Source organism: Propioniciclava sp. LT432 (genome assembly GCF_059515965.1).
In genome coordinates, this window is record NZ_JCAKNE010000007.1 from 78,539 (window position 1) to 95,056 (window position 16,518).

Genomic DNA, 16,518 nt, shown 5'->3' on the forward strand with positions numbered 1-16,518 from the left:
TGGTCTGACAACGTCGTCCCCTTCGAGCGCTCGAACACCTACGCCGACCGGACGCCGCCGCAGGACCTGGCCGCGGAGCAGAGCGTGCTCGGCGCGATGCTGCTCAGCAAGGACGCGATCGGTGAGGTCACCGAGGTGCTCAAGGGTCGCGACTTCTACCGTCCGGCGCACGAGTACATCTACGACGCGATCATGGATCTGTACGGCGCCGGCGAGCCCGTCGACGCGATCACCGTCGCCGACAACCTGAGCAAGAAGGGCCAGATCGCCCAGGTCGGCGGGCACATCTACCTCCACGAGCTGCTGAGCTCCGTGTCGGTGACCGCGAACGCCACCTACTACGCCGAGATCGTGCGCGACAAGGCTGTCCTGCGACGGCTCGTGGATGCGTCGATGAAGATCTCGCAGATGGGCTACCAGGCCGAGGGCGACGTCACGAGCATCGTCGACCGCGCGCAGCAGACCATCTACGAGGTGGCCGAGAACCGGACGAAGGAGGACTACCAGCCGCTGTCGGAGCTGGTGGAGCTCACCCTCGACGAGATCGAGGCGCTCACCCAGCACGGGCAGATGGCCGGCGTCCCCACCGGCTTCATCGACCTGGATCACCTCACCAACGGCCTGCACCCGGGCCAGATGATCATCATCGCCGCCCGTCCGGGTATGGGTAAGTCGACCCTGGGGCTGGATTTCGCGCGCGCGGCGTCCATTCGCCACGGCCTGTGCTCGGTCTTCTTCAGCCTGGAGATGACGAAGTCCGAGATCGTGATGCGCCTCATGTCGGCCGAGTCCGGCGTGCCGCTCAGCGCGATCCGCAAGGGCGACATGACCGAGGAGTACTGGCAGCGGATCTCGAACAAGACCGCGCAGGTCTCGCGGGCCCCGCTGTTCATCGACGACTCGCCCAACCTGACGATGATGGAGATCCGGGCGAAGGCACGGCGCCTGAAGCAACGCCACGACCTGAAGCTGATCATCATCGACTACATGCAGCTGATGACATCCGGCAAGAAGGTGGAGTCGCGCCAGTTGGAGGTGTCGGAGTTCTCCCGCCAGATCAAGTTGCTGGCCAAGGAGCTCGAGGTTCCCGTGGTCGCGCTGTCGCAGCTCAACCGTGGTCCGGAGACGCGTCAGGACAAGAAGCCGATGCTGTCCGACCTGCGTGAGTCGGGCTCGCTGGAGCAGGACGCCGACATGGTCATCCTGCTGCACCGGGAGGACGCGTACGACAAGCAGTCCACGCGTGCCGGCGAGGCCGACTTCATCGTCGCCAAGCACCGCAACGGCGCCACCGACACCCTGCCGGTGGCGTTCCAGGGCGCGTTGAGCCGTTTTGTGGACATGCAGCGCTAGTCGAGACGGGTGGCCTGTGCTCACCTACTCGAAGGCGGAGCGGATCTCCTCGATCGCGTCGGTGAGCGAGCCGGCCTCGAGCACCTCCGGCATCGTGAGCAACAGCACATCCTCAAGGCCACGGGCCTGCAGGACGGACTTGAACTCCTCGACGTAGACCCCTTCGGTGGCGGCGAACCGCTGCAGCGGGCAAGCGTTCCAGACCATGCCACCCCACTGTTGGTCCTCGTCGGCCTCGACCGCCGCGCTCCTCAACCCGCACGTCGGACTGCCATCCCGGAACACCACCCCCAGCACGCGGTGGTCGTTGTCGCGGTAGGTCTGGATCTGATCACAGACCTGTTCGGCGATCTGGCGGCAGTGCCGACGGAACATCGGGGTGCCGTACATCTTCTTGACCATGCCCCAGCGCGTCCCCGTCGCGCTCCCCGACCGCGGGACGTCGGGCAACGCCGTGGGCGTGATGGTGGTCCCGTTGCCAGTCGGCGAGCCGGACGCCGGCGTCCGGCTCGCCCGCATCGCGGGCGTCACCCGGGCAGCGAAGGCCGAGGCCCGCGTCCAGGGGACGTACGAACTCACCCGGACGCGCTGGGGGTCGCGCTTGTTCGCGTGGCTGGCTCGCCGCCAGCGCTTCATCGCCGTGTTCGTCACGAACGTCCGCGGCCCGGACCGGCCGCTGTCGGTCGTCGGCGCCCCGTTGGAACACGTGTGGCCCGTGGCGCCGATCCAGGGAAACGTCCGTCTCGGCGTCGCCGCGATGTCCTGTGCGGGACGCTTCGGGGTCGCCGTCCACACTGACAACGTGGCCGTCTCGGCGAGCACGGTGGCGCGCGGAATCAAGGACGAACTCCGGCGCCTGACCACGCCGACCTCGCCCACGCAGGCGTAGCCCGTCAGGTCGGGGGCGCCGCTGCAGGGTAGGACCGGCTCGACCACGAGAGCTCTCGCGGGCCCTGGTCGAGGCGGAACGGCGGGTAGGCGTCCGTCATGAGCAGCGCGTAGGCGACCACCCGGTACTGCCACCGGTTGCACCCCATCACCAGGTTGTAGAGCGGCTGGGGGTAACGGCCGGTGAACAGCAGCACGATCAGGGCGATGAGCACCAGGAGGGGGACGAGCCCGGGCCAACTGAAGTCCCGGACCAACTGGCCGTCGAGGTACTCGCGCCGGTTCGTGAAACCGAAGAGCACCGCGAGGATGAGGTAGTGGGGGATCGCCAGCAGCCACCACTTCACCAGCACGAAGCCCCGCGACAGCACGGCGGGGTAGGCGACGTCGAGGCGGGCGGGGTAGCTCGGCACGTCGTCGAGGGTGAAGGGCGGGTAATCATCCGTCGCCCCCGCGTGGTACAGGTAGTACATGACGCGCCAGCTCCACCGCATGACGCCGAGCAGGTAGTCGAAGGCCGCGCGTGGGTAGCGGCCCGTCGCGAGGATCGCGACGAGGACCCACAGCCAGACGACGACACCACCCAGTCCGAGGGCCAGCAGCACCACGTAGTGCGGCACCGCGAGCAACCACTTCACCAACCAGAGGCCACGGGACGCCGTCGGCGTCTCGGCCCCCTCGAGCACCACCGGGCTCTGCGCACCAGCCCCGGTGAACGGATCGGCCATGACTCCATCATGCGCTTGATCAGGGCACGGCGTGGCTCGCAGCCCTAGGATTGCGAGATCGGATCAACAGGGGGTGAATGCATGCGGGCGCTGCGCTCCCTCGCCCTGACTTCGATGGTCCTCGCCCTGACCGCCTGCGGCCCCGCCGCGGCGGAGGTCGCCCCGGACGTCCGACCGGAACCCGTGGCAAGCGCGTCCCCGACCACGGCAACACCCGCAGACGTTTCGCCGCTCCCGGTGACAACACCCTCGCCGCTCCCGCCACCGCCACCACCTCCTCCGCCACCGCCCTCCGCCGCGCCGCCGGAGCCGACGCGCATCACGTTCGCCACCGTCATCGACGGGGACACCATCGAGACCAGCGAGGGAACGGTCCGCATCATCGGCATCGACACCCCCGAGCGGGGTGAGTGCGGCCACGACGAGGCCTCGATGGCGATCGGACGCCTCCTGTCCCCCGGTGATCCCGTGACGCTGGAGCTGCCGCCGGGTCAGAACGACATCGATCGGTACGGCCGGCTCGTCCGCTACGTCACGACCGCCGGGGGTGAGGACCTGGGCATGGTGCAGCTCAAGGCCGGCAACGCCGTCGCGCGGTTCGACTCGACGGACGGCTACCCCCACCATCCACGACAGGACGCCTACCACGCGGCCCAAAAGGCCCGCCTCGGCGCGGACGGGTCCGTCGTCACCACCGCCTGCTTGGACGCCAACCCGCCCGCCATCGCTCCTGTCGCGAACACCGCGGAGAAGGACCCGTGGTGGGAGAAGTACTCCTCCTGCACCAAGCTGAAGAAGAACACGGTCGGCGACCCGAAGGGGCCCTTCCGCAAGGGTGACCCCCAGGAAGGCGTCATCTACGACTGGTTCGAGTCGGGAACAGGAAACAACGGCGACGGGGACGACGACGGTCTGGCCTGCGAGTGAAGGCTGAGACCATGGCGAGGCGCGCCCGCCTCTTGATCCAGGTCAAGGAACCCTGCGCACTCGACGACGACACTGATCCCACTGCCATCCGGCACGCATCTGACAGCTCATGACAGGAGCGAACAATGAATCGGATCGTGTGGTTCCTGCAGATCGTCCTCGGCCTCTTCTTCGTCGTCATGGGGGTCCTCCACTTCGTGCTTCCGACCTGGATGCCCGAACCGCTGAACTGGCTGTTCGACCTTCCCCCGTGGCTCCACATCGTCAGTGGCATCGCTGAGGTCCTCGGCGGGCTCGGCCTGGTCCTGCCTTGGCTGACCCGGATCAGGCGCGAGCTCACGCCTCTGGCGGCCAGCGGACTCATCCTCGTGATGTTGGGAGCGGTGGTGTGGCATGCCGGACGCGGTGAGGTCCGCAACGTCCTGACCAACCTGCTCGTCGCCGCCCTGCTGGCACTGGTCGCCGCCGTCCGTTGGCGCGAACTGAGGGCGTCTCAGGCCTCCAAGGCCGCGAGCAAGGCCTTCACCTGAGGCTGATAGACGGCAGTGATTTCCCGGCCCAGGTCGGCGGTGGCGAGGTCGGCGTAGGGGCCCGTGATACCGATGGTGCGCACCAGCCGGGAGCCGCCCTCGAGCGCCTCGACCGTATAGCCCAGCTGCACGGTGTAGCGACGAAGCGTGAACTCGTGCGCGTACCGCACGCCGGGCTCGAACTCGACCACGGTCATCTCAGGCCCGACGAACGAATCCTGGACGGCACGAACCACCGTGCCCACTCCCAGCGGACCCTCCGCCTGGTAGGCCTCATGACCCTCGACCGTGCGCTCCCCCGCGTGCACGGCGGCGACCAGGTCCCAGACCTCGACCGGCGTCGCGGAGGTGTCCTCGTGGTGTCGGCTTCTCCACATGGCGGTTCCTCTCGTCCTGTCCGGCCGAGCCTAGCGACGACAACGGCCCCCGTCAGGCAGAGCGGACGAGGGGCATTCTGTTGGCTCGGGTCCCGGCGCACGTCCCGGGCCCGCGGGCTACGCTGCCGAGCGTGAGCCAAACCATGAAGCCTTCAACGGCAGCGAGCAAGCTCGGCATCCTGCTGGAAGCCGCACCTGAGGAGTTCCAGCGGACACCGATCACGCGCGCCGAGCTGGATGCCCTCCGCGACGACCCGCCCGCCTGGCTGGTCGAACTGCGCCGCAATGGGCCGTTCCCGCGCGACGTGGTGGCCGCGAAGCTGGGGGTCTCGAAGGCGGGCCTCGCCCGGGGCGGACTCACCGACCCCCTGACCGCCGACGAGGTCGGCGAACTCCTCGCCGACCCGCCGGCGTGGCTCGTGCGCGAGCGAGAGGTCCACCGCGAGGTCGTCGCCGAGAACGAACGGCTCCGATCGAGCGGGCCCACAAGCTCGTGAGCATCTCCCAGACCAACACCTCGGACGCCTCGCCGGCCGTGAGGCGCCGCCGGCAGCGCGACGGACGCCCCCGGCGCGAGCCGGGCGACCCACAGGCTTCTGAACCGGGCTAGCCGTCGATCGCCCAGGCGGTGGGCAACGTTTCATGATTTCCCGAAATGATGTATCGTTCACCCATGCGTCGGTCCGATCCTGCAGTACGTCAAGGTCCGGTGAGTCTCGGCCTCCGGGAGAACGCAGCCCAGTTCGCGCTCCTCGTGGGGGTGAACGCGCTGGTCGGAGGGATGGTCGGCCAGCAGCAGACTGTCCTGCCGCTGCTCGCGGCGCAGGAGTTCGGGCTCACCGGTTACACCTTCATCTTCGCCTACGTGGCCGCGTTCGGAATCACCAAGGCGGTCGCCAATTACTTCGCCGGCACTTGGTCCGACCGCTACGGCCGCAAGCCCGTTCTGATCGCGGGCTGGCTGTTCGCCATCCCCGTCCCGCTGTTGCTGATGTGGGCCCCGAGTTGGGGCTGGGTGGTCGCGGCCAACGTTCTGCTCGGCATCAACCAAGGGCTGACCTGGTCGACGACCGTCATCATGAAGATCGACCTGGTCGGTCCTCGTCAGCGCGGTCTGGCGATGGGCCTGAACGAGGCCGCCGGGTACGGCGCGGTCTCGCTGACCTCGATGGCAGCGGGCTTCCTGGCCGCCCAGTACGGACTGCGCCCGGCGCCGTTCCTGCTCGGGTTGGTCTACACCGCCCTCGCGCTGGGCCTGTCCACACTGGCGGTGAAGGAGACCCGCCACCACGCGAAGGTGGAGTCCGCCACCCACACCCCGCGCGCCGACGGGCGGCACGACCACCTGCACGGGGGCCTGACCAGCGGCGAGATCTTCCGGCAGACCAGCTACCGCGAGCCGGCCCTGGCCTCGGCCAGCCAGGCGGGGCTGGTCAACAACCTCAACTTCGGCCTGTCGTGGGGGCTGTTCCCGCTCCTGTTCGCCAGTTCGGGGCTACGGGTGGACCAGGTCGCAGTGCTGTTCGCGCTCTACCCGGGCGTGTGGGGCATCGGGCAGTTGTTCACCGGTGCCCTGTCGGACCGGTGGGGCCGCAAGCACCTCATCACCGTCGGCATGCTGACCCAGGCGGCGGCGTTGGTCGCCATCGCCCTCGGCAACACCTTTCAGGTCTGGGCGTTCGGCACCGTCCTGCTCGGCGCGGGCACGGCCATGGTCTACCCCACCCTGCTGGCCGTGATCGGAGATGTCGCCCATCCCGACTGGCGAGGCCGGGCCGTCGGCGTCTACCGGGTCTGGCGTGACCTCGGGTACGCCGTGGGCGCCGTCATGGGCGGGGTGGTCGCCGACATGTGGGACCTGCGCACCGCCGTGTGGATCGCCGCCGCCGTCTCGCTGCTCTCGGCCGCGACCGTCGGCGTCCGCATGTACGAAACCCATCACCGGAGCGTCCCGTCCACGACGGAGGACGACCCTCGTGGGTGACCGCGCCGCCAAGGAATCCCTGTTCACCCAGTTCGCCGCCGTCGCCAAGGCTCTGGGCCACCCCGCGCGTCTGGAACTGATCGACCTGCTCAGCCAGGGATCGCGGAGCGTGGAGCACCTCGCGGCGGAAGCCGGTCTGGCCCTCAGCACCTGTTCGACCCACCTGCAGACGCTGCGCGAGGCGGGCCTGGTCGATTCCCGGCGCGAGGGCAAGCGGGTCCACTACTTCCTCACCGGCGACGATGTCGCCTCCCTCTGGGACCAGATCCGCACCGTCAGCCAGGCGCACCGGGCGCAGACGGAACCCTCACGCCGGGCCTACCTCGGCCCCGACGACACCCGCGCCGTGAGCACCGCAGAGTTGCGCGACAGGATCGAGCGTGGGGACGCCGTCATCCTCGACGTGCGCCCCGAGGTGGAGTATGACTCGGCCCACCTGCCCGGCTCGGTCCACATCCCGTTGAACGAACTCGCCGAGCGGCTGGCCGAGCTACCCCCGGACCAGGAGGTCATCGCGTATTGCCGTGGCCGCTACTGCGTGTTGGCCCACGACGCCGTCCGCCTCCTCAGCCGTCACGGACGCCGCGCGCGACGTGCCGCCGACGGTCTCCTGGAGTGGCGACTCGCTGGGCTCCCGGTCGAGAAGGGTGCAGCCAGCGTGCGGGGGGCGTTTGGCTAGCGCAAGTGAAAGTCAACGCGCCGCCGCGCCTCCCAGTGTCCCCCGCTCAGGCCCGGGAGCGCGCCCGCTTGACCGCCTTCACGACCTCCGCGAACACCAGGACGGACGCGCCAGCGCCGATGGCCAGCAGCCAGTGGTCGAGGTCCAGCGCGACGGTGCCGAAGGCGCTCTGCAACAACGGCACCTCGACGACCAGCACCTGGGCCAGCACACCGAACCCCAAGGACAGCCACAACCACTTGTTGGTGAACAGGTGACCGAAGGCGCTCGACGTGTTCGATCGGGCGTTCAGGGCGTTGAACAACTGCATGAACACCAGCGAGGTGAAGACCGTCGTGCGGGCCACGTCGAGCTGCAGGTGCGGTTCGGCGAGGCCTTCGAGGCCACCCACGAGGCCGCCCGGCAGGGACAGGTCGTAGACGAGCATGTTGACCAGGCCCATGAACACGCCGGTGGAGATGATCTCGCCCCACATGGCCCTGTCGATGATCCGGTCGGTCCTCCGGCGGGGCTTGCGGGCCATGACGTCGTCGATCTCGGGATCCACACCCATGGCGAGCGCCGGACCGGAGTCGGTGACGAGGTTGATCCACAGGATCTGCGTGGCGAGCAGGGGCACCACCGTCGCGGCCGGGTTGTCGGGGTCGGCGAGGCCCACGAACGCGCCGAAGATGACGCCGAGGAAGATCGTCGACACCTCGCCCATGTTCGAGCTGAGCAGGTAGCGCATGAACTTCTTGATGTTGTCGAAGATCACGCGCCCCTGGCGGACGGCCGCCACGATCGTGGCGTAGTTGTCGTCGCCGAGGATCATCTCGCCGGCTTCCTTGGTCACCTCGGTGCCCGTGATGCCCATGGCGATGCCGATGTCGGCCGTCTTCAACGCGGGGGCGTCGTTCACGCCGTCACCGGTCATGGCGACGATGTGTCCGTCCCGCTGGAGCGCGTCGACGATCTGCAGCTTGTTCTGGGGAGCAACGCGGGCGTACACACGCGTGTCCCGGGTGGCCTCGACCAGGCCGTCGGCGTCGAGGGCGTCCAGGTCGCGTCCCGTGAGGGCCTGGGTGGAGGAACCCACGTCCTCGGTGATGCCCAGGTCGCTGGCGATGCGCGCCGCGGTGACCGGGTGGTCGCCGGTGATCATCACCGTGCGGATGCCGGCCCGGTGGGCCTCCTTGATGGCGTCGGCCGCCTCCGGACGCGGTGGGTCGATGATGGCGGCGGTTCCGACGAAGACGAGGTCACGCTCGGCGTCCTCGTCGAAGACGTCGAGGTCGGCGTCCTCGGCCTCGCGCCAAGCGACGCCAAGCGTGCGGTAGCCCTCGCGACTGAGGTCCTCGATGGTGCCCACCCACTCGGCGCGCCGCTCGTCGGTCAGGGGCCGGACGTCCTCCCCGACCTGCTCGCGGGTGCAGCGCTCCAACAGGATGTCGGGGGCACCCTTGGCGAACACCCGGTCGATGCCCTCGTCGTCCCGGTGGCCGAGCACGGACATCATCTTGCGTTCGGAGCTGAACGGCACCTCGCCCGTCCGCCGCCACGACCCCACGCGGCCCGCCACCCCGTCGATCTTGTGCTGGGCGACGAGGAAGGCCGCCTCGGTGGGGTCGCCGGTCGCCTGCCAGGTGCCGGACGTGTGGGACACCTGCGCGTTGCTCGCGACCGCTCCCGCCGTCAGGACGCGCCTCGCCTCGAAGGCGGTCCTGTCCTCGTCACCGGTGAAGGTGGCCTCACCGGCGGGCTCATAGCCCGTCCCCGTCAGGGTGACGCGCCCGGACGCCGTGACGACCTCGCGGAGCGTCATCTCGTTCTTCGTCAGCGTGCCGGTCTTGTCGGAGCAGATGGTCGACACCGAACCGAGGGTCTCCACCGAGTGGAGGTTCTTCATCACGGCGTTGCGCCCGGCCATCGACTGGACGCCGATCGCCAGCACCAGCGACAGGATCGCCGGGAGGCCCTCGGGCACGGCCGCCACCGCGAGCGAGACGCCCATCAGCAGGATGTCCACGGCCTCCGACAGCGACGACACACCGTTGAGTATCCCCAGCGCCGCCATGACGACGACGGCGATGCCGATGACCAGGCCGCCGAGCATCTTCGAGATCTGGGCGATCTCGACCTGCAACGGGGACGGGGTGTCCTCGGTCTCGTCCAGCAGGGTCGCGATGCGGCCCATCTCGGTGGACATGCCGGTGGAGGTGATGACGGCGCGCCCGACCCCGCGGGCGACCGCGGTGCCCTTGAACACCATGTTGTGGCGGTCGCCGATGCCGGCGGCCTCCGACAGCGTCCCGGCGTGCTTCTCGCTGGCCTCGGACTCTCCGGTCAGCGACGCCTCCTGCACCTGCAACGAGGTGGCGGTGAGCAGGCGGCCGTCCGCACCCACGGCGTCCCCCTCGCTCAGGACGAGGATGTCGCCGGGCACAAGCTCGGCGGACGCCACGTCCACCAGTTCGCCGTCCCGCAGGACGGTGGAGTGGGCGGCCGTCATGTCGGCCAGCGCCGCGACGGCGCTCTCGGCCTTGTTCTCCTGGACGAACCCGATGATCGCGTTCGCCACCACGATGATCGTGATGACCAGGGCGTCCACGGGGACGCCGGCGGCACCCTCGGCGTACCACGCCACCAGGGAGATGGCGATCGCCGCCAGCAGCAGGTAGATCAACGGATCCGCGAACTGCGCGAGGAACCGGCGCCAGGCGGGCACAGGCGGCTTGCCGCGCAGTTCGTTGGGTCCGTGCTCCTCCCGGCGCCGGGTCACCTCTGCGGCGTCGAGGCCCGTGGCCGGGTCGACGCCCAGGCGCGCGGTCACCTCCTCGGCGGCCTCGAGGCTGGCGTCCACGGACGGGACGTCTTCGGTCGCGTTCACGACGGTCATCAGTTCCCCTTCCCGACTCAGCGTCGGCGTTCGATGCCCGCGGCCGCGTACGCCTGGGCCTCGTCGAGCGTCTCGTGTTCCAACAGAGCCGCCACGATCGAGTCGAGCTTGTCACGGTTCTGATCCAGCGTGGAGAGTGCCTCCTGCTGGCACTCCCGGATGATCCGGCGCGACTCCTCGTCGACCGCCTCCAAGGTGGCCTCGGAGATACCGAGCATGCGCGGGTCGGTGTCGCGCGACAGCGCCGAGATGGCACCGACCTTCTCCGACATGCCCCACCGTCCGACCATGTTGCGGGCGATGGTGGTCACCTGTTCGAGGTCGTTGTCGACGCCGGTGGTCGTGCTGCCGTAGACGAGCTTCTCGGCGGCCCAGCCGCCCAGCGCGCCGACGATCCGGCCTCTCAGGTACTCCTCGTGGTAGCCGTAGCGGTCGGAGTCCGGCGTCGAGAGCGTGACGCCGAGCGCCTGCCCGCGCGGGATGATCGATATCTTGCGCACCGGGTCGCCGTCGGGGCGCAGCATGCCGAGCAGCGCGTGTCCGGCCTCGTGGTACGCCGTCTTGCGCAGCTCCTCGGGCTCGATGACGACGTCACGGGCGACCCCGAGCTGGACCTTCTCCACCGCCTCCATGAGGTCGGCCTGCGTGACGGCGTCCGCGTCGCGCTTGGCGGCGAGGATGGCCGCCTCGTTGACGAGGTTCGCCAGGGCGGCGCCCGTCATGCCGGGGGTGGCCTGGGCGACGGCCCGGAGGTCGACGTCGTCCGCGGTGGGGACGCCGCGGGTGTGGACGCCGAGGATCTGCTCGCGGCCCACGACGTCCGGCGCGTGGACGGTGATCGTCCGGTCGAAACGGCCCGGACGGGTCAGCGCCGGGTCCAGCACGTCCGCGCGGTTCGTCGCCGCCATGACGACGACGCCCTCGGTGCCGTCGAACCCATCCATCTCGGTCAGGATCTGGTTGAGCGTCTGTTCGCGCTCGTCGTGGCCGCCCATGGAGCGGGAGCCGCCGCGAGCGCGTCCGATGGTGTCGATCTCGTCGATGAAGATGATCGACGGGGCGACCTTGCGGGCCTCCTCGAACAGCTGGCGGACGCGCTGCGCGCCGACACCCACGATCATCTCGATGAACTCGGACGCGCTGGCCGAGAAGAACGGGACGCCCGCCTCGCCGGCGGTCGCCCGGGCCAGCAGCGTCTTGCCGGTGCCCGGCTCGCCGCTCAGCAGGACGCCCTTGGGCGCCTTCGCGCCAAGCCGCTTGTACTTGTCCGGGTTCTTCAGGAAGTCGACGATCTCGGTCACCTCGTTCTCGACCTCGTCGATGCCGGCGACGTCGTCGAACGTGACGCGCACCTTGGCCGGGTCGACGGCCTCGACCTTCTTGCCGCCCCCCAGACCCAAGCCGCCGAGGCCGCCCAGGCCACCGCCCTCCCGGGCGCGCTTCATCATCCGACGGTAGAACCAGACATAGAGGCCGATCAGCAGGAGCATCGGGCCGAACGAGAGCAGGAAGTTGGCCAGCGGTCCGCGTTGGGCGATCACCGGCGTGGCCCGGACGACGGCGTCACCGGCCACGAGTTGGGTGAGCAGGTCGTCCTGGGCGAAGGTCGGGCGCTCGGTGGTGAAGTTCGTGTAGGTGCGACCCTCGATCCCGGGGATGGGCGCCGGCTCCTTCAGCGCGCCCTGGATGGTGTCGCCCTTGGAGTAGACCTCCTTGACGTTCTGGGCCTGCACCTGCGCGGTGAAGTCGCTGTACGGGACGGTCACCGGAGCATTCGCCAGGTCCTGCCACGAGAAGAGCAGGAAGAACCCCAGCCAGAAGACCAGCGCCCAGAGGGCGACCCGCCACCACTGGGGACCCTGCGGGCCGGCGGAGCCGCCGTCCTCGTGAAGGCCCTCCGTCCGCCACGGGGTCGGTGCGGGCTCATCTCTCGGCGTCGTCAACCTGCTCTCTTCGGAAGACATGGACACTCCTATTCATTTGACTCGATCTAACAATCATCTTAGCGCGTATGGTTTTGGTGTTGCCAAAGATTTGACTCGATGCGTTACAGTTGCCGGAAGGAGGAGCGATGGGGGCGTGCGAGGACTTGGTCGGTCAGGTGCTGGACCAGCAGAGGTTCCTGCGTCGGCTGATGGTGCGCGGCACGGGGGAGGTGCTGGGCGGCATCGACATGACCGTGCCCCAGTTGCGCCTGCTCAACGAGGTCGATGCGGCGGGGAGGCTGACCCTGCTCCACCTCTCCGAGCGCCTGGGGGTCACCCCCTCCACGGTCACCATCTCGGTGGACCGCCTCGTCAGGCGCGGGTACCTGTCCCGCATCGAGGACCCGGTCGACCGCCGCCGCAAGCGCATCACCCTCACCGACGAGGGGGAGACCCTGCTGCGATCCGTGGACGAGGGCGGGATGGACTACCTCCGCCGCACGTTGCCCCACCTGACGCGTGAAGAGCTCAGCGACGTCGTCCGCCTGTTCACCCGCCTCCAGGAGATCGACGCCGAGCTCAGCGGGAGCGACACCGCCTCGGCCTGAGTCAGGTCGCCCTGTCGAACCGAACGATGCGCGAGCGCCACTCCCCCGCCCGGACGGTCAGGACCGCGAAGCTCGGCTGCGGCTCACGTCGGGGGTCTGCCACCGACCCCGGGTTGAGCAGGTGGACGCCGCCCTGCACCTCGTCCAACGGCTGGTGCGAGTGCCCGAAGATCACGACGTCGGCGTCCGTGTACCGGCGGCGCATGCGGCGTCCGCGGCCGTCCTTGGGCCCGGCGATGTGCAGCATCGCGATCCGGACGCCCTCGAGCTCGAGTGCCAGGTCGTCCGTGGCACCCCAGGCCCGGACGTCCGGGCCGTCGTTGTTGCCCATCACGACCCGGACCGGGGCGTATGCCGCCAGCTCGTCGAGGACGTCCGGCACACAGACGTCACCGGCGTGCAGGATGAGGTCTGCGTCCGCCAGTTCGTCGGCCAGGGCGTCCGGGACGCCTTTCCACCGCCGGGGAGCGTGCGAGTCGGCGACGACGACGATCCTCAGCGCGTTCCCCACGGGCCCAGCATGGCATCGCGGGTGGCCGCCGCCCCCCTTGTGATGCATTTCCGGGTGGAGAAACCCCTAGGAAAATGAGGGTTCCTCCACCCGGAAATGCATCACGACCCAGATCCACCCAGCAGCTGCGCGATCTGGGACGCCGTGGGCACCCGCCCGGAGACGACCACCTGCTCGTCGACCACGAGACCCGGGGTCTTCATGATCCCGTAGCCGGCGATGTCGGCGTAGTCGGTGACCTTCTCGATGGTGGCGTCGATGCCCAACTGGGCGACGGCCTCCTTGGTGCGTGCCTCCAGCGTCGCGCAGTTGCGGCAACCGGGGCCGAGGATCTTGAGGTGCATTGTTTCTCCCATCAGGCGAAGAGGATGTTGAACAGGTAGCCGACGAGGATGATGCCGACGGTCACCGAGGCGAAGAAGATGGTCAGGAGCGGGGGCTTCAGGACGCGGCGCAGCAGGATCCCCTCGGGGATCGACAGGGCGATCGCCGACATCATGAAGGCCATCACGGTGCCCAGGGGAAGCCCCTTCGACCAGAGGGCCTCCCCGATCGGGACGACCCCGCCGCCGTTCACGTAGAGGGGCACGGCCGCGATCGTGACCAGCGGCACCGCGAACGGGTTGTCCGGGCCGGCGAACGAGGCGAAGAAGTCGGCCGGCACCCAGCCGTGGATGAGGGCGCCGATCGCCACACCGACGATGACCCACATCCACACCTTGGAGAAGATGTCGCGCACTTCCTCGCGGGCGGCGTCCACCCGCTCCGACCAGGTGGGGACGCGCCCCCCGGCGCGGAGTTGGGTCATGCGGGTGGCGTACACCATCGGCTCGACCCACCGCTCGAGGTGGAAGCGGGAGAGCACGAAGCCGATCCCCATCGCCACGATGGAGCCGGCGACGACGTACGCGGCGGCCACCTCGACCCCGAAGTGGGAGGCGATCATGATCGCGGCGATTTCGCTGACCAGCGGCGACGCGATCAGGAACGTCAGGGTGATGGACAGCGGGATGCCCGCGGCCACGAAGCCCATGAACAGCGGCACCGACGAGCATGAACAGAACGGCGTGACGACGCCCAGCACGACGGCCAGGAACAGCCCCAGCGCCAGGCCGCGACCCTGGAGGAAGTCGCGCGCCCGCTCGACGTCGAGGCTCGCGCGCATCAGGCCGATGAGGAACATCAGCCCCGAGAGCAGCAGGAGGATCTTGAAGGTGTCGTACACGAAGAAGTGCAGCGCCCCCCACAGGTGGTTGGACAGGTCGCGGCCGAACACGTCCCGCAGCAGCCAGGTCCAGAGCCACTCGTTGAGCAGGTAGGCGCCCACCCACACCGCGGCCAGACCCGCCAGCTTGGCCACCAGGACCGGCTCGGGCCTGACCCTCACCCTCGTGACGCCATCCATGTTTCACCCATCCCCGTATCGATCGCCTTCGATCTTAGTCCCCCACCTCCATCGATGTGCGTCAATGCGAGGTAGAGTGGACGCATGACGTCCGAGAAGCTCATCCCACTCGATGTCACCGAGTGCGTCACGGGCGAGTCGGTGACGTTGATCCCCGAGGCCCGGGCCCGTGCGGACGCGTCCGTCCTGAAGGCACTGGCCGACCCCGTCCGGTTGCGCCTCATGCACTACATCGCGGCCGCCCCCGGCGGCACGGCTTGCGCGTGCTCACTTCCGGACGCGCTGGGCATCGGCCAGCCGACCATGAGCCACCACCTCGCCAAGCTGATGGACGCCGGCCTCCTCACCCGCGAGCGCCGCGGACGCTGGGCCCACTACACGATCGCCCGCGAGAGCATCCGGGGCCAGATCGGGCAGCTCATGGATCTCCTGGACGCCCCGCGCTCCGCCTGAGCGCAGCCGCCCGCGTCGGGTGCCGGTTGCACGAGATTGACGCCCATCGATCCCTCTGGAAAGCTTCACATCGACAATCGTCGATTCGAGAGGTGCCATGACGACCACACACGCCCGCCACGAGACCGTGGCCGGACAGATGTCCTTCCTCGACCGGTTCCTTCCGGTGTGGATCATCGCCGCCATGGCGCTCGGCCTGCTGCTGGGTCGCTTCGTCCCGGGGCTCAACGAGGCGCTGGACGCGGTGAAGATCGGCTCGGTCTCCCTGCCCATCGCCGTCGGCCTGCTGGTGATGATGTACCCGGTGCTGGCAAAGGTGCGCTACGACGAGACCCACAAGGTCACCGCCAACAAGAGGTTGATGGGCCTGTCGCTGGTGCTGAACTGGGTCGTCGGCCCGGCGCTCATGTTTGCGCTCGCCTGGCTGCTGCTCCCCGACCTCCCCGAGTACCGCACCGGGCTGATCATCGTGGGGCTGGCCCGCTGCATCGCGATGGTGCTCATCTGGAACGACCTCGCCTGCGGCGACCGCGAGGCCGCCGCCGTGCTGGTCGCCATCAACTCGGTGTTCCAGGTCATCGCCTTCTCGGCGCTGGGCTGGTTCTACCTGCAGGTGCTCCCCGGCTGGTTGGGCCTGCCCACAACGTCGTCCGACTTCTCGATCTGGGCGATCTTCTGGTCGGTGGTCGTCTTCCTCGGCATCCCGTTGCTGGCCGGGTTCCTGACCCGCGTCCTCGGCGAACGCGCCAAGGGCCGGACGTGGTACGAGCAGAAGTTCCTGCCGAAGCTCGGCCCGTGGGCCCTCTATGGGTTGCTGTTCACCATCGTGCTGCTGTTCGCGTTGCAGGGCGACGCGATCACGTCCAACCCGCTCGACGTCGCCCGCATCGCCCTGCCGTTGCTGGCCTACTTCACGATCATGTGGCTCGGCTCGCTGCTCGCCTCCCGCGCCGTTGGGCTCGACTACGCGCACTCCACGACCGTCGCCTTCACCGCGGCGGGCAACAACTTCGAACTGGCCATCGCCGTCGCGATCGGCACCTTCGGCGTGACGTCCGGCCAAGCGCTCGCCGGCGTGGTCGGCCCCCTCATCGAGGTCCCGATCCTCGTGGCCCTCGTCTACGTCAGCCTGTGGCTCGCGCCGCGGCTGTTCCCGAACGACCCGACTGTCCCGAGCCGCTGACCTGGCTGCATTTCCGGGTGGCAGAACCCCGACGACAGTGGGGGACCTGCCACCCGGAAATGCATCACACATACCCGAGGAGCACACAC

At 68.9% G+C, this 16,518-nt stretch carries 18 protein-coding genes; 10 read left to right on the forward strand and 8 right to left on the reverse strand.

The window, feature by feature from the left end; translation table 11 throughout:
* Nucleotides 1-66: 66 nt before the first annotated feature.
* Nucleotides 67-1,353, forward strand: coding sequence for a replicative DNA helicase (gene dnaB / locus AC5YDV_RS05210; RefSeq protein ID WP_496182331.1), 1,287 nt, complete (start codon nucleotides 67-69; stop codon nucleotides 1,351-1,353).
* Nucleotides 1,354-1,377: 24 nt separating this feature from the next.
* Here dnaB and AC5YDV_RS05215 read toward each other — a convergent pair whose 3' ends face one another.
* Complete coding sequence (locus AC5YDV_RS05215; RefSeq protein WP_496182268.1) at nucleotides 1,378-1,755, reverse strand: hypothetical protein; 378 nt, start codon at nucleotides 1,753-1,755, stop codon at nucleotides 1,378-1,380.
* On the opposite strand from AC5YDV_RS05215, the gene AC5YDV_RS05220 reads away from it, so the two are divergent.
* Complete coding sequence (locus AC5YDV_RS05220) at nucleotides 1,754-2,242, forward strand: WS/DGAT domain-containing protein (RefSeq protein WP_496182269.1); 489 nt, start codon at nucleotides 1,754-1,756, stop codon at nucleotides 2,240-2,242. The two genes, AC5YDV_RS05215 and AC5YDV_RS05220, sit on opposite strands and share 2 nt — an antisense overlap.
* A 4-nt stretch (nucleotides 2,243-2,246) precedes the next feature.
* Here AC5YDV_RS05220 and AC5YDV_RS05225 read toward each other — a convergent pair whose 3' ends face one another.
* Nucleotides 2,247-2,969: a DUF4389 domain-containing protein gene (locus AC5YDV_RS05225; protein ID WP_496182270.1), complete on the reverse strand. Its 723-nt coding sequence runs from the start codon at nucleotides 2,967-2,969 to the stop codon at nucleotides 2,247-2,249.
* Between the two features lie 81 nt (nucleotides 2,970-3,050).
* Between AC5YDV_RS05225 and AC5YDV_RS05230 the strand changes: the two genes are divergently transcribed.
* The gene (locus AC5YDV_RS05230; RefSeq protein ID WP_496182271.1) at nucleotides 3,051-3,896 is read left to right on the forward strand and encodes a thermonuclease family protein; all 846 of its coding nucleotides are present in this window, start codon (nucleotides 3,051-3,053) and stop codon (nucleotides 3,894-3,896) included.
* A 125-nt stretch (nucleotides 3,897-4,021) separates the two neighbouring features.
* Nucleotides 4,022-4,426 carry a DoxX family protein gene (locus tag AC5YDV_RS05235; RefSeq protein WP_496182272.1) on the forward strand — a complete coding sequence of 135 codons (405 nt, stop codon included), beginning with the start codon at nucleotides 4,022-4,024 and terminating at the stop codon, nucleotides 4,424-4,426.
* On the opposite strand, the gene AC5YDV_RS05240 is transcribed toward AC5YDV_RS05235, so the two are convergent.
* Nucleotides 4,390-4,803 carry an SRPBCC family protein gene (locus tag AC5YDV_RS05240; protein WP_496182273.1) on the reverse strand — a complete coding sequence of 138 codons (414 nt, stop codon included), beginning with the start codon at nucleotides 4,801-4,803 and terminating at the stop codon, nucleotides 4,390-4,392. The genes AC5YDV_RS05235 and AC5YDV_RS05240 overlap by 37 nt on opposite strands.
* A gap of 131 nt (nucleotides 4,804-4,934) precedes the next feature.
* Between AC5YDV_RS05240 and AC5YDV_RS05245 the strand changes: the two genes are divergently transcribed.
* The 3 genes from AC5YDV_RS05245 (at nucleotide 4,935) to AC5YDV_RS05255 (ending at nucleotide 7,466) form a co-directional block, all read left to right on the forward strand.
* Nucleotides 4,935-5,300, forward strand: a complete 366-nt coding sequence (locus AC5YDV_RS05245; RefSeq protein ID WP_496182274.1) for a DUF5997 family protein — start codon at nucleotides 4,935-4,937, stop codon at nucleotides 5,298-5,300.
* Nucleotides 5,301-5,512: 212 nt separating this feature from the next.
* Nucleotides 5,513-6,787: an MFS transporter gene (locus tag AC5YDV_RS05250; protein ID WP_496182275.1), complete on the forward strand. Its 1,275-nt coding sequence runs from the start codon at nucleotides 5,513-5,515 to the stop codon at nucleotides 6,785-6,787.
* Nucleotides 6,780-7,466, forward strand: a complete 687-nt coding sequence (locus AC5YDV_RS05255) for an ArsR/SmtB family transcription factor (RefSeq protein WP_496182276.1) — start codon at nucleotides 6,780-6,782, stop codon at nucleotides 7,464-7,466. The genes AC5YDV_RS05250 and AC5YDV_RS05255 overlap by 8 nt, the downstream gene beginning before the upstream one ends.
* Before the next feature lie 46 nt (nucleotides 7,467-7,512).
* Here the strand turns inward: AC5YDV_RS05255 and AC5YDV_RS05260 are convergent, their stop codons facing one another.
* The gene (locus AC5YDV_RS05260) at nucleotides 7,513-10,344 is read right to left on the reverse strand and encodes a cation-translocating P-type ATPase (RefSeq protein ID WP_496182277.1); all 2,832 of its coding nucleotides are present in this window, start codon (nucleotides 10,342-10,344) and stop codon (nucleotides 7,513-7,515) included.
* Between the two features lie 17 nt (nucleotides 10,345-10,361).
* Nucleotides 10,362-12,308, reverse strand: a complete 1,947-nt coding sequence (ftsH, locus tag AC5YDV_RS05265) for an ATP-dependent zinc metalloprotease FtsH (protein ID WP_496182278.1) — start codon at nucleotides 12,306-12,308, stop codon at nucleotides 10,362-10,364.
* Nucleotides 12,309-12,415: 107 nt separating this feature from the next.
* Here ftsH and AC5YDV_RS05270 point away from each other — a divergent pair, with 107 nt between their 5' ends.
* Entirely contained in the window at nucleotides 12,416-12,877 is a 462-nt protein-coding gene (locus AC5YDV_RS05270; RefSeq protein WP_496182279.1) for a MarR family winged helix-turn-helix transcriptional regulator, read from the forward strand.
* A 1-nt stretch (nucleotide 12,878) separates the two neighbouring features.
* Here the strand turns inward: AC5YDV_RS05270 and AC5YDV_RS05275 are convergent, their stop codons facing one another.
* From AC5YDV_RS05275 to AC5YDV_RS05285, 3 genes are all read right to left on the reverse strand, one after another.
* Complete coding sequence (locus tag AC5YDV_RS05275; RefSeq protein WP_496182280.1) at nucleotides 12,879-13,388, reverse strand: metallophosphoesterase family protein; 510 nt, start codon at nucleotides 13,386-13,388, stop codon at nucleotides 12,879-12,881.
* A gap of 101 nt (nucleotides 13,389-13,489) precedes the next feature.
* Nucleotides 13,490-13,732 carry a thioredoxin family protein gene (locus AC5YDV_RS05280; protein WP_496182281.1) on the reverse strand — a complete coding sequence of 81 codons (243 nt, stop codon included), beginning with the start codon at nucleotides 13,730-13,732 and terminating at the stop codon, nucleotides 13,490-13,492.
* Nucleotides 13,733-13,743: 11 nt separating this feature from the next.
* On the reverse strand, nucleotides 13,744-14,793 hold the full coding sequence (locus AC5YDV_RS05285; RefSeq protein WP_496182282.1) for a permease: 1,050 nt from the start codon (nucleotides 14,791-14,793) through the stop codon (nucleotides 13,744-13,746).
* An 84-nt stretch (nucleotides 14,794-14,877) separates the two neighbouring features.
* Between AC5YDV_RS05285 and AC5YDV_RS05290 the strand changes: the two genes are divergently transcribed.
* Both AC5YDV_RS05290 and arsB read left to right on the forward strand, forming a co-directional pair.
* On the forward strand, nucleotides 14,878-15,246 hold the full coding sequence (locus tag AC5YDV_RS05290) for an ArsR/SmtB family transcription factor (protein WP_496182283.1): 369 nt from the start codon (nucleotides 14,878-14,880) through the stop codon (nucleotides 15,244-15,246).
* A gap of 97 nt (nucleotides 15,247-15,343) precedes the next feature.
* A complete protein-coding gene (gene arsB, locus AC5YDV_RS05295; RefSeq protein WP_496182284.1) occupies nucleotides 15,344-16,429 on the forward strand; it encodes an ACR3 family arsenite efflux transporter in 1,086 nt (361 codons plus the stop codon).
* Nucleotides 16,430-16,518 lie beyond the last annotated feature (89 nt).

Excerpts from the sequence above, each read along its gene's own strand:
- AC5YDV_RS05215 (WP_496182268.1), bottom strand. The coding sequence starts at position 1,755 with ATGGTCAAGAAGATGTACGGCACCCCGATGTTCCGTCGGCACTGCCGC.
- AC5YDV_RS05230 (WP_496182271.1), top strand. The coding sequence starts at position 3,051 with ATGCGGGCGCTGCGCTCCCTCGCCCTGACTTCGATGGTCCTCGCCCTG.
- AC5YDV_RS05270 (WP_496182279.1), top strand. The coding sequence starts at position 12,416 with ATGGGGGCGTGCGAGGACTTGGTCGGTCAGGTGCTGGACCAGCAGAGG.
- AC5YDV_RS05240 (WP_496182273.1), bottom strand. The coding sequence starts at position 4,803 with ATGTGGAGAAGCCGACACCACGAGGACACCTCCGCGACGCCGGTCGAG.
- AC5YDV_RS05285 (WP_496182282.1), bottom strand. The coding sequence starts at position 14,793 with ATGGATGGCGTCACGAGGGTGAGGGTCAGGCCCGAGCCGGTCCTGGTG.
- AC5YDV_RS05220 (WP_496182269.1), top strand. The coding sequence starts at position 1,754 with ATGCCCCAGCGCGTCCCCGTCGCGCTCCCCGACCGCGGGACGTCGGGC.
- AC5YDV_RS05260 (WP_496182277.1), bottom strand. The coding sequence starts at position 10,344 with ATGACCGTCGTGAACGCGACCGAAGACGTCCCGTCCGTGGACGCCAGC.
- AC5YDV_RS05235 (WP_496182272.1), top strand. The coding sequence starts at position 4,022 with ATGAATCGGATCGTGTGGTTCCTGCAGATCGTCCTCGGCCTCTTCTTC.
- AC5YDV_RS05290 (WP_496182283.1), top strand. The coding sequence starts at position 14,878 with ATGACGTCCGAGAAGCTCATCCCACTCGATGTCACCGAGTGCGTCACG.
- AC5YDV_RS05280 (WP_496182281.1), bottom strand. The coding sequence starts at position 13,732 with ATGCACCTCAAGATCCTCGGCCCCGGTTGCCGCAACTGCGCGACGCTG.
- arsB (WP_496182284.1), top strand. The coding sequence starts at position 15,344 with ATGACGACCACACACGCCCGCCACGAGACCGTGGCCGGACAGATGTCC.
- AC5YDV_RS05225 (WP_496182270.1), bottom strand. The coding sequence starts at position 2,969 with ATGGCCGATCCGTTCACCGGGGCTGGTGCGCAGAGCCCGGTGGTGCTC.
- ftsH (WP_496182278.1), bottom strand. The coding sequence starts at position 12,308 with ATGTCTTCCGAAGAGAGCAGGTTGACGACGCCGAGAGATGAGCCCGCA.